Here is an 11,951-nt window from a genome sequence, read left to right as displayed (position 1 = left end):
AGCCACTTGGTTGCACGGGGTTTAAATCTTAAAATTTAACAAGGGAACGCACCACTTACTCATGAAATGCGTATATATTTGGCCAACTTTCCTAAAAAAGAAAACTATCTTGAAAACACTATCCAGAATCAATGCCCTGGTCGCTGTAGCGATGCTTATTTCGGCCGCTGCCTTTTCCCAGAATGCGAAACAGGTCGGAGAGATCGTTAAAACATACGACCTCAATAAACTGAAATCGCTCGAGCAGCGATACACACGCAAGTCTGAAATCGAAAAAAAGAAAGCGCTCGAAGCAGCCGCGGTAAATGGCTGGCCGGAATTCAGGACTGCGCGCGACGGTTCTTACGAGGAGCTTATGAAACTTTCGCCGCAGGGTTTCCCGATTTACTATTCCACCTCAAACGTGAATGCGGCCAATTCAACCCGTGCCAATGTGCTGCAGTCGGTTTATAACCTCAAAGGGCAAGGCATGACCGCACGCATCTGGGACGGTGGGAAAGTACGTGCCTCACACCAGGAATTCGGTGGGCGCGTCGCTGTCGTAGACGCAACTGCCGGCCCTGACGGAAATAATTTCCATTCGACACACGTTACGGGAACGGTCGTGGCTGCGGGAGTAGATCCGGCGGCAAAGGGCATGGCACCGATGGCCAATGCACGGACGTTCAACTGGACCAACGACACGGGCGAAGCGCTGTCAGAAGTGCAGGCCGGGATGTTGCTTTCCAATCATTCCTACGGCGTGCCGTCAACCTCGGTGCCGGGTTGGTATATCGGGTCCTATGATGACGATGCCAGGTCCTGGGATGAGATTGCCTACAATTCACCCTATTATCTTATGGTGGCTTCGGCGGGGAATAACGGGGATGATCTGAACAGTCAGGGGTCTACGTCGGGATTTGACAAGCTTACGGGCAACAAAGTGTCTAAAAACAACCTCGTTGTGGCCAACTGTCAGGACGCGGTGATTTCACAGTCGGGTAACCTGGTATCGGTTTCCATTAACAGCAGCAGCAGCCAAGGACCGGCGGATGATTTGCGCATCAAGCCGGACATCACCGGGAACGGCACCAATTTATATTCGACATTTGAAGGCAGCGATACCGATTACGGCAGTATCTCCGGGACATCGATGGCATCTCCCAATGTCATGGGAACATTGCTGCTGCTCCAGCAACATTACAACAATGTAAACCAGCATTTTATGAAATCGGCAACGCTCAAAGCACTGGCCTGCCATACGGCTGATGATGCCGGTATTTCGGGTCCGGACGCTGTTTTCGGCTGGGGGCTGCTTAACGGGAAAAAGGCTGCGGAGGCTATTTCGGGCAATGGCACAGCATCCGTGATCACAGAGGAAACCCTTACCCAGGGACAAACGTTTAGCATGACGGTAAACGCAAGTGGTGTCAGTCCGCTGATGGCTACGATCGCCTGGACCGACGTTCCCGGCAATGTCGGTAGCGGGAACCTCAATGACACGACACCTGCGCTGGTTAATGATCTGGATATCAGGGTTACAAAGAACGCGGCGGTTTATTTTCCATGGAAATTACGCGCCAATGCGAACCTGGCGGCAACCAACACGTCTGACAATAACGTAGACAACGTGGAGCGTGTTGATGTTTTGAACGCGACAGGTACATACACCATTACGGTGACCCACAAAGGCACACTCGTAGGCGGCTCCCAGAAATTCTCGCTGATTGTCACCGGCACCGATTCGGAATTTTCATTGACGCCATCATCACCGGACCAGGTGGTCTGCAGTTCAGGTACGGCATCATACAGCTTCAATTTCAATACGACTTCATTTAACACCACTACGTTTTCGGCGGTGGGATTGCCGCCCGGAGTGGTTGCAACTTTCAGCGAACCATCATTGGCACTGCCGGACGCTGTCACGATGACGCTTTCCAATCTTCAGGTTCTCGCTCCCGGCGATTATGTAGTCGGTTTCAAAGGGCAAACTGATACAGAGGAAGAAATCAAGAATGTGAATCTCAGGATTTATACCCCGGAATTTGGGAATGTGCAATTGAACGCGCCCGCGAACATGCAACAGGGACTGGCCACGACGCTGAATCTTGACTGGGAGCCTGACAACAACGCGCAAAGCTATCGCTTACAGGTTGCCACCACACCGGATTTCATCACTTTGATGACCGACACCGTCACCACCCAAACCGATTACACGCTGACCGGATTGAATGAGGCTACGAAATATTACTGGAGGGTGCTTCCAATCAATATCTGCGGCCAGGCAGCCTCAAATACCATAAACAGGTTTGATACAGGATCTCAGACCTGCAACATCGTGTATACTGCGACAGATTACTCCAATGCGGCTATTGCGGATACGGCCAATTCGGTTGGCTCTGTACCGATTAACGTATCCGGCGGAATGACCGTTGGCAACCTCTCTGTGAACCTTAATATCGCCCATACCTACATTGAAGATTTCACCGTATACCTCGAAGGCCCGGACGCTATCGGCAACCCATTCATCAGGTTGTTTGAAGAACCTTGCGGCGATAATGACAATATCATTGCTACCGTGAGCGATGCGGGAACGCCTTTTGTCTGCGGCGCGAATCCCGGCATTTCGGGAACCGTGAGGCCTGTCGATCCGTTAAGCAGTTTTAACAGCATGCCTGCAGATGGCATCTGGACACTCTATGTGGTTGATGCTTATAACGGAGACGGTGGAACCATCAACAATTTCAGCCTCAATTTCTGTAATGTCGTACCGGCCAACCTGAACACCGGCAGCCAGCAATTCGAAGCGGCAATATCGGTATATCCGAACCCGACCAAAGGCGTGTTGAATGTCAGGCTTCCGGATGGTGCGGATGCGACCACCATCACCCTGTATGATCTGCGGGGAAGGAAAATCTTTTCGAAACAGACCCAGGCCGTTTCAGACAGCATGAATATCAGTTCGCTCGAAGATGGCATCTACGTGTTGTCGTTTGAAAATGATAAATTTCGCGTTTCAAAGAAAGTGGTGCTGAGCAAATAGCCTTTCAGAAGTGTGTAAATCCGGGAAACAGCTATTTGTCATGCTGTTTCCCGGATTTTCTTTTTTAGACATGTATGATTTCCTCGTCAACAAGCAATTCCTCGCGCCGCAGCCTTAAAAATACCTGCGCGACGGCCACCACATCTTTTTCACAATAGGTAATGATGCGGTCAATGTCTTTCTCGACATAATAAACATGACCCACCTGGCTCCCGTCGATATCGCCTTTTGGAGACGGAATACCAAGGACTTTGGTGAGTAATTTTAATGAGGTAAAGTGTTTATAATCCCCGAACTTCCACAATTCCAGGGTGTCTAAGTGCGGTATTTCCCATGGCTTCTTGCCGAAAAGATTCAGTTTGGATGGGATTGCAATACCGTTAATGATCATCCGCCGGGCGAGGAACGGGATGTCGAATTCCTTTGCGTTATGTCCGCACAGCACATGTTGTGGCTGGCCAAAGTGGTTGTTGAGCAGGTTGTTGAACTCCCGTAGCAGGTTGCTTTCATCGCCAAAAAACGACGTCACCCTGAAATGCCGGATGTCACCCTTTAACGTGAAATATCCCGCGGAGATACAGATAATTTTACCGAATTCCGCCCAGATGCCCGCGCGGTCGTAAAAAGCTTCCGGCGTGTACTCGTCCCGTCGTTGGTACTGGGTTTTCTGTTCCCAGAGCAGTTGCCATTCGGGGTCCAGATTGTGGTAGTGCTCCTCACACGGAACAGTTTCAATGTCGAGGAACAGGATGTTCTGTAGTTGGATTTTGTCTATCATGGCGTGTATTTAGAATTTCGGCGTGTATCATTTCTTATTCGACAGCATCTTGGTCGCTTCTTCCAAATATACATAAAAATCATCACCAAACGGACTGTCAGTTGTCGTTTTAATCGTGCTTTTGCCGAGCCTTACGATGAGGACATCCTGGTCGGGAAGCACGATCACATACTGGCCCAGGTGCCCCCGCATGCAATAGCCTTTCTTGCCATCGTGGTCAAACAGCCACCAGCCGTAACCATATTGTGGCGACTCATCAAATCTCGGTTTGATGGATTTGGCGACAAACGCACTGTCGATAAGCTGTTTGCCATTCCATTTCCCATACTGCTTGTAAAGCCTGCCGAAACGCGCAAAATCCCGCGCATTGGAAGCAATACAGCAATAGGCTTTGACCATCCCGTCCTTATGATCGGTTTGCCAAAGCGCCTCGTTTTCTGCGCCCATCGGTTTCCAAAAACTGTCAGATACATAATCGGCCAGGCTTTTTCCGGTCGCCTTTTCAATACACATGGCGAGCAGCTGGGTGTTGCCACTAAGGTATAGGTAAGATTTTCCAGGGTCTGTCGTTCCTTTCAGTCCGAGGATTACCGAATTCAGGTCGTCGTCAAAATAAGCGCGTGTCGTGATTGAAAACGGACTGTAATAGGATTCATCCCAATTGAGTCCTGAAGCCATCGACGACAAATCGCCGACAGTCATGTTGGCCGATTTCCCGTCTTTGAATTCGGGAAAGAAATCCGAAACCTTCTGGTCCAGGCTTTTGATTTTACCCTCGGTGATGGCTTTTCCCAAAGCTGCCGAAACGACGCTTTTGGCCATTGAGAAGGAATTGGATCTGGAGTCCTTGTCATATCCGTCATAATATGCCTCATGCCAGATGCTGTCATTCTTAATGATCAGGAATGCCACGGTACCGGTTTTCCTGTTGATTGAATCGAGCGCATGGGTTTGCGCCACCTTATTGTAATCTTTGGCTTCTGCCCAGGGCTGGGGCTCGCCTTTAGCGACGGTACGATTGTCGAAATACTGGTAATCGTCGAGAAATGCGGTCACATGCCCGTGGAAATATATCGTGCGTACGGCCGTAAGAAGATAGCCGTACCCGGTAAGGTACAAAGCGGCAACCAGCACCATCAGGATGCCGAAAAACCAAAGCAGGAATTTTTTAAGGGATTTCATATAGCGGAAGGTTAGCTGTACGAATGTAGCGAAAATTTATTTCTGTCAGAAAAGGCTTTGCTGTGCCGAGGGCGATTCATGTTCCAAAAGCCATTTTTTACGCCAGAGTCCGCCTGCATATCCGGTAAGTGAACCATCGGTACCGATGACGCGATGGCACGGTACAGCAATCCACAATGGGTTTTTGCCATTCGCCGAGGCTACCGCGCGGATTGCCTTGACATCGCCGAGCTTTTTGGTAATGTCCATATAGGAAACCGTCTTACCGTATGGGATTTTGATCAATTCCTGCCAGACGCTTTTTTGGAATTCGGTGCCGGACGGGTTCATCCTGAAAGTAAAATCGGTTCTTTCGCCTTTAAAATAATCCCGGAGCTGGGTAACCGCTTCTTTCAGTTCGGCGGGGATTTTTTCGGATATTTCCTTTTCCGCACTTTGGATTGAGATTTTACAAATGCCGTTTTCATCTCCTGAAATTTCGGCGGTTCCGAGAGGGGTCTTGATGTAAGCGGTTTGCATTTGATAAAAGTAATCAGAAAGAGGCAGAGTTGCAAAGCGGCGGCGCGGCAGTTTTTTTGGCCGGGATCCTGCGACATCGAAAAGAACGTTTTATCGCTGTCAGGCGGCGCTACTCAAAAGAATAAATGTATGCCTCCAACCCCTTCAATTCCCCGTCTGAAAATGTCTTCGTCAGTTGCAGGTTGACTTTCATCGCTTCATATTGGGATGGATCAACCAACGGATCGGCATTTTCTTTCAGGAACTCGACAAGATTGCCTTTTTTGGCTTTATAGGTTCTGGAAATTTCCTGTATGCTTGGCCCGATGACTTTTTGGTCTTCGCGATGGCAGGCGAAACAGTTTCCTTTGCCGTTGAAAATCTCCTTTCCTAAATCTATAGGTGTTTGTGTTTCCGCAGCTTCGGGATACAATTCGGATTTCGGTGCTTCTTTTTTGCAGCTGATGAAAAGTACCGCGGTCAATAATAGTGCAAATGTTGTTTTCATGTTCAATCCCTAGCCCCGATTGAGCCGATATCCTCGTAGCGCAGCGGAGAGATAAAGGCGAAAGCGGGATTAGCTCCTTAAAAAATTATCTGTTTAACAAAGCCGAAGCCTCTTTGGCAAAATACGTCGAAATTAAGCTCGCCCCGGCACGCTTGATGCAATACAGCTGCTCAATCATAATGCGGTCATGGTCGAGCCAGCCACGCTCGGCAGCCGCTTTGATCATTGCATATTCCCCCGAAACATGGTAAACGGCCACGGGAACATTTACGGCATTTTTCACTTCACGGACGATGTCCAGGTAAGCGATTCCGGGTTTTACCATCACGATATCAGCACCTTCAGCGACATCGTCGAGCGCTTCCTTGATCGCCTCGATGCGGTTAGCATAATCCATCTGGTAGGTCTTCTTGTCTTTTGGGATATTTTGTGCATCGACAGGCGCAGAATCCAGCGCGTCGCGGAACGGGCCATAAAACGCCGACGCATATTTTGCACTGTAGCTCATGATGCCAACGTTATGGTGGCCGTTTTCTTCCAATGCTTTCCTTATCGCATATACGCGGCCGTCCATCATGTCGGAAGGAGCAACGAAGTCGGCACCGGCTTCGGCATGGGAAAGGCTCATGCGTGTCAGTGCATCAATCGTGGGATCGTTGACGACATAGCCGTTTTCAATAATGCCGTCGTGGCCATAGATAGAATACGGGTCGAGCGCGACATCGGGCATGACGATCATTTCCGGCACGGCATCTTTGATGGCCTTAATGGTTTGCTGCATCAGTCCGTCCTTGTTCCAGGCTTCCTTTCCGGTGTTGTCCTTGAGGTTTTCGGACACCTTCACATAAATATTGACGGCCCGGATGCCCAGCTCCCAGGCTTCCTTGACTTCCTTGATGGTATGGTCCAGCGAGTGCCTGTAAATGCCGGGCATTGATGGTATCGCGGATTTAATGTCTTTTCCTTCTGCGACGAACATGGGGAGCATGAAATCCTGGGGTGAAAGCGAGGTTTCGCGGACGATACTTCTTATGGATTCATTTACCCGGAGGCGACGATTTCTATTAAACTGATTCATTTTAAAAATTCAAAATTTATAATAATCAAACCCAATTGATTGGGCTTTCCAACACTTTAATCAATTTTTCCTCTTCACTTCCTGCTGCCGGATGATGGTCATACACCCATTGTACTCTTGGCGGCAAACTCATCAAAATGCTTTCAATGCGGCCATTGGTTTTCAGTCCGAACAGCGTGCCTTTATCATGAACTAAGTTAAACTCGACGTAGCGTCCGCGACGGATTTCCTGCCAGTTGCGGTTCGCATCGTTGTAGGAAAGGTTTTTTCTTTTGTCAAGAATGGGGATGTAGGCTTCGGTAAAACTGTTCCCGACTTCAGTTACAAACTCATACCAGCTTTGCATTGTCATGCCCTCATTGGCTTTACAGTAATCGAAAAACAACCCGCCTACACCGCGTGCTTCATGACGGTGAGCGTTCCAGAAATAGGCATCACACTGGACTTTGTATTTCGGGTAAAATACTTCCGAATGCCTGTCGCAGGCGGTTTTACAGGTTTGATGGAAGTGTCTTGCATCTTCATCAAACAGATAATAAGGCGTTAAATCCTGGCCGCCACCAAACCATTGGTCTATGATATTTCCATCGGCATCATACATTTCGAAATAACGCCAGTTGGCATGAACCGTAGGTGCCATCGGGTTTTTTGGATGGATAACAAGGCTTAATCCGCAGGCAAAAAAATCGGCTTCACCCACATTGAACAGTTGACGCATCGTGTCCGGCAATTGACCATGAACCGCAGAAATATTAACGCCGCCTTTTTCAATGACTGCGCCATTTTCGATCACGCGTGTCCTTCCGCCACCGCCTTCAGGCCGTTCCCAGAGGTCTTCGCGGAATTTGGCTGAACCGTCCGATTTTTCGAGTGCGGCACAGATCGTGTCCTGCAGAGATTGGATGTACTGGTAAAATTGATCTTTCATTTTGCAGTTACCGATGGTTGTTAAACAGCTTCAGGTCATCAAAAACGAAGTTCTGGGTCGTCATGTTTTATTGATTGTATTCCTTCACGGCATCCACAAAAGCCATTGCATGATCCACCGGAATATTGGGTAAAATCCCATGACCCAAATTCACTATATATTTGTCTTTCCCGAATTCGTCAATCATCTGGTGCACCATTTTCTTAATCGTCGGAATCGGCGATAATAAGCGCGATGGGTCAAAATTCCCCTGTAAGGTAATATTTCCGCCTGAAAGATAACGGGCATTCCTTGCTGAGCAGGTCCAGTCTACGCCCAGCGCAGACGCTTTACTTTTGCCCATTTCGCCCAAAGCAAACCAGCAGCCTTTTCCAAAAACAATTACATGTGTCTCGGGTGCCAAAGCTTCCACGATCTGGTTGATGTATTTCCATGAAAATTCCTGATAATCCACCGGCGAAAGCATGCCGCCCCAACTGTCGAAAACCTGTACGGCATTGACACCGGCTTTCACTTTTTCCTTTAAATAAGCAATCGTCGTATCGGTGATTTTCTGCAATAATACGTGTGCGGCTTCCGGATGCGTAAAGCAGAATCCTTTGGCGGTATCAAAACTTTTCGAGCCTTTGCCTTCGACGGCATAACAGAAAATTGTCCAGGGCGAACCGGCAAAACCGATCAGCGGCACTTCATCATTGAGCATTTCCTTGGTCAGTTTGATGGCATCCATGACGTAGCCTAAGGTTTCGTCGATATTCGGCACAATCACTTTTTCGACATCCTGCGGCGTACGGATCGGGTTTGGTAAAAATGGGCCAACGCTTTCTTTCATCAGCACTTCAATACCCATTGCCTGGGGGACGACAAGAATATCCGAAAACAGGATTGCCGCATCCGGAGCAATCCTGCGGATTGGCTGTACGGTAATTTCGGCAGCAAGTTCCGGCGTCTGGCAACGCGTGAAGAAATCATATTTATCGCGCAATGCTATGAATTCAGGCAAATATCTTCCAGCCTGGCGCATCATCCAAACGGGCGGTCTCTGTACGGTTTCGCCGCGCAGGGCTTTCAGGAATAGGTCGTTTTTTATTGTTGACACAGGTATTTATTTAAAATGTTGTATGGTTTGTATGATGACGTTTTCCACGCTGGGCTTGTTTGCCATCACGATATTTTTTGTTTGTTTCTCCAATGCTTTTGCGGTGATGGCACCGATGCAGAAGCAGGTTTGATTGTCAATTTTATTTTCCATTAAATAACTTTCGACAGCTGACGGACTGAAAAAAAGCAACCCATCCACTTCGGATTTTATTTTTTTGGGTGCCAAAACCGTTTCATATACTTGCATTTCATTAAAACGGATTCCGGAAATTTTCAGACTCACCGGCAGCGTTTCCATCCGCAGGCTTCCGCAAAAAAAAGTAAAGCTGTCGGCCGCATAATTATTTTTGATGATTGCTGCCAAATCTGATGCATTGTCAGCAGTTTCCATCACTGTAAACCCCACTTCGTCAAGCAACGCTGCTGTTTTTTCGCCTACACAAAAACACGGTTTGCGACGGATTTCCTGTACATCAGGATGTTCGGCTACAGCTTTTACGGCGTTGGCACTGGTGAAAATCAGGTTGTCAAAAATCTCAGTGAACGTGAATGGTTTCGCCTGAATCGAAATAAAATCGGCTTCGACGACCGATAATCCTGCATGCAGCAAAAACTGCCTCTGGTTCGGCAACAGCTTTTTTGTGGAAAGGATACGGATCATTTGTTTAAATCTTTCCGGATTTTCTCCATGACCGCTTCACCGCCATTTTCCAGAATTTCGACAGCGCATTGATTGCCGAAATGGTGATATTGGTCTATAGCGATTGCTTTTTCAATATTGATTTTCTCCTTTCCGTCGAGCGAACACAAAACGCCCGTAAAACGGATGTCGTTCCCGATGATTTCTGCCAGGGCCCCGATCGGCGCCGTGCAGCCGCCTTCGAGTTGTTTTAGGAAATCACGTTCAATTTTCGTGCATATTTCGGTATGGAAATGATTCAGTTTTGCCACTGCTTCAGTGCAATAATCGTCATGCTGCATGCTCACGACGACCATGGCACCCTGTGCCGGAGCCGGGATCATCCAGTCCAGATCGATATGGTTTTCGGGCTTCAGGTTGAGTCGTTCCAGTCCTGCGGCGGCAAAAATGGCACCGTTCCATTTGTTGTCCTTTAATTTTTGTAATCGTGTATTTACGTTTCCGCGTAAGTCAACTGTGGTGTGGTGTGGGAACCGATTCAGCCATTGTGCCTGACGGCGTAGGCTTCCGGTGGCGATGGTGGCGTTTTCGTGATAGAAATCCTCGTTTCCGTTGTAGACCAGGATGTCTTTTTCGTTTGCCCTTTCCAAAACTGCGGCCTGGACAATGCCTTTCGGCAAAGCCGTCGGCACATCTTTCATCGAATGTACGGCAATATCCACCTGGCCGTTGATCATGGCGATGTCGAGCGTTTTGGTAAAAATTCCCGTAATTCCTAATTCGTACAGTGGTTTGTCGAGTATGATATCACCGGCAGATTTCACGGCGATAATCTCAGTGGAATACCCTAAATCATTGAGTTTTTTTTCGACCGTGTGCGCCTGCCATAGAGCAAGTTCGCTGTCGCGTGTCCCAATCCGGATGGTTTTGCTCATTTTGCGGAAGCTTCAATCTGGAACACTTTTTCAATCCATTCAATGCTCTCATCGACCATGGTGTTGTCGTCTTTAAGATGATTGGCAAAATGCGTGGTGATTTTCTGGATGATGCGCGCACTGATAATCTCGGCCTGTTCTCCATTGAATCCGGCAATTTTCCGGCTTTGGAAATCCAGTTCTGAATCTTTTATCGCATTCAGTTTTTCTTTCAGCGCGTTGATGGTTGGGGCAAATTTACGTGCCTTGGTCCAGTTCACAAATTCTTCCTTGATGTCCTCGATAATGGCTTCGGCGGCAGGAATGTGTTTTTTCCTGTTTTCCAAAGTATCATCGGTCATTTGCGCCAGATGGTCCATGTGGATTAAAGTCACCCCTTCGAGTTCCTGGACGTCTTCGTTTACATTTTTCGGGATTGAAAGGTCGAGGATCAATAATGGTTTCTTCAGGTTCAGGATGGCTTTGTCGACCGTCGGGTTTTGCGCGCCCGTGGCCACAACGACCACATCGGCTTTTTGAAGCTCTAAATGCAATTCTGAAAAATCCTTTACAATCAGGTTCAGTTTTCCCGCAAGCTTTTCAGCCTTGTCTTTGGTACGGTTGATCAGCGTAATGTGTTCGTTCTTGGTGTGTTTAACCAAATTCTCACAGGTATTTCTTCCGATTTTCCCGGCGCCGAACAACAGGATATTCTTGTTGCGGATATCAGGCACATTGCGGATAATATATTGTACCGAAGCGAAAGCCACCGACGTCGCGCCGGAGCTGATTTCCGTCTCATTCTTGATTTTTTTGCTCGCCTGTATCACGGCATTGATCAGGCGGTCCAGAAAAGTGTTTATCAGGTCAAATTTACGCGATTCGCTAAAACCGGCCTTCAGTTGGCTGATGATTTCAAAATCGCCCAGAATCTGGCTGTCAAGGCCCGTTCCCACGCGAAAAATGTGGTTGATGGCTTCCTGGTTTTTGTACACGAAACCGGATTTCTGAAATTCCTCCGCAGTGCCTTTACTGTGGTCACAAATCAATTTTATCAATTGGTAAGGATGCTCCGCGAAGCCGTAGATTTCAGTGCGGTTACAGGTCGAGGTGACAATCAGGCTCTCAATGCCTTCTTGTTTCGCCTGTTGCAGCAGGCTGGTTTTGGCAGCGTCATCGAGGCTGAATTTTCCGCGCGCTGCGGCATCCGCTTTTTTATAGCTTACTCCCACAGCATAAAAATACTGGTGTTTCGATATGTAACTATTTGCCATAAACACTTCTTCAGAAAGTTAAACAAAA

11 protein-coding genes are annotated in these 11,951 nt (G+C 48.1%); 1 reads left to right on the top strand and 10 read right to left on the bottom strand.

Annotated elements, in window-relative coordinates; translation table 11 throughout:
* Positions 1 to 109 precede the first annotated feature (109 nt).
* The gene (locus tag HYN48_RS03305) at positions 110 to 3,022 is read left to right on the top strand and encodes a S8 family serine peptidase (RefSeq protein ID WP_181248516.1); all 2,913 of its coding nucleotides are present in this window, start codon (positions 110 to 112) and stop codon (positions 3,020 to 3,022) included.
* Between the two features lie 64 nt (positions 3,023 to 3,086).
* On the opposite strand, the gene HYN48_RS03300 is transcribed toward HYN48_RS03305, so the two are convergent.
* The 10 genes from HYN48_RS03300 to hemA all read right to left on the bottom strand — a co-directional run bounded on the left by HYN48_RS03300 (position 3,087) and on the right by hemA (position 11,923).
* Positions 3,087 to 3,800, bottom strand: coding sequence for a 3'-5' exonuclease (locus tag HYN48_RS03300; RefSeq protein WP_108369775.1), 714 nt, complete (start codon positions 3,798 to 3,800; stop codon positions 3,087 to 3,089).
* Between the two features lie 27 nt (positions 3,801 to 3,827).
* Entirely contained in the window at positions 3,828 to 4,982 is a 1,155-nt protein-coding gene (locus HYN48_RS03295) for a serine hydrolase domain-containing protein (protein ID WP_108369774.1), read from the bottom strand.
* A gap of 45 nt (positions 4,983 to 5,027) precedes the next feature.
* Complete coding sequence (locus HYN48_RS03290; protein WP_108369773.1) at positions 5,028 to 5,501, bottom strand: methylated-DNA--[protein]-cysteine S-methyltransferase; 474 nt, start codon at positions 5,499 to 5,501, stop codon at positions 5,028 to 5,030.
* Positions 5,502 to 5,610: 109 nt separating this feature from the next.
* Positions 5,611 to 5,988: a c-type cytochrome gene (locus tag HYN48_RS03285; RefSeq protein ID WP_108369772.1), complete on the bottom strand. Its 378-nt coding sequence runs from the start codon at positions 5,986 to 5,988 to the stop codon at positions 5,611 to 5,613.
* Positions 5,989 to 6,073: 85 nt separating this feature from the next.
* Positions 6,074 to 7,066 carry a porphobilinogen synthase gene (gene hemB, locus HYN48_RS03280; protein ID WP_108369771.1) on the bottom strand — a complete coding sequence of 331 codons (993 nt, stop codon included), beginning with the start codon at positions 7,064 to 7,066 and terminating at the stop codon, positions 6,074 to 6,076.
* Between the two features lie 25 nt (positions 7,067 to 7,091).
* Positions 7,092 to 7,994, bottom strand: a complete 903-nt coding sequence (gene hemF, locus HYN48_RS03275) for an oxygen-dependent coproporphyrinogen oxidase (protein ID WP_108369770.1) — start codon at positions 7,992 to 7,994, stop codon at positions 7,092 to 7,094.
* A 67-nt stretch (positions 7,995 to 8,061) separates the two neighbouring features.
* Positions 8,062 to 9,093 (bottom strand): uroporphyrinogen decarboxylase, encoded by a 1,032-nt coding sequence (gene hemE / locus HYN48_RS03270; protein WP_181248515.1) that lies wholly within the window; start codon positions 9,091 to 9,093, stop codon positions 8,062 to 8,064.
* A 6-nt stretch (positions 9,094 to 9,099) separates the two neighbouring features.
* Positions 9,100 to 9,756, bottom strand: a complete 657-nt coding sequence (locus HYN48_RS03265; protein ID WP_108369769.1) for a uroporphyrinogen-III synthase — start codon at positions 9,754 to 9,756, stop codon at positions 9,100 to 9,102.
* Positions 9,753 to 10,670, bottom strand: coding sequence for a hydroxymethylbilane synthase (gene hemC / locus HYN48_RS03260; protein WP_108369768.1), 918 nt, complete (start codon positions 10,668 to 10,670; stop codon positions 9,753 to 9,755). The genes HYN48_RS03265 and hemC overlap by 4 nt, the downstream gene beginning before the upstream one ends.
* The gene (gene hemA / locus HYN48_RS03255) at positions 10,667 to 11,923 is read right to left on the bottom strand and encodes a glutamyl-tRNA reductase (RefSeq protein WP_108369767.1); all 1,257 of its coding nucleotides are present in this window, start codon (positions 11,921 to 11,923) and stop codon (positions 10,667 to 10,669) included. The genes hemC and hemA overlap by 4 nt, the downstream gene beginning before the upstream one ends.
* Positions 11,924 to 11,951 lie beyond the last annotated feature (28 nt).

Source organism: Flavobacterium magnum (assembly GCF_003055625.1).
Classification (GTDB): domain Bacteria; phylum Bacteroidota; class Bacteroidia; order Flavobacteriales; family Flavobacteriaceae; genus Flavobacterium; species Flavobacterium magnum.
The sequence above is the reverse complement of the archived record's forward strand: the minus strand, read 5'-3'. Positions and strand labels throughout refer to the sequence as shown.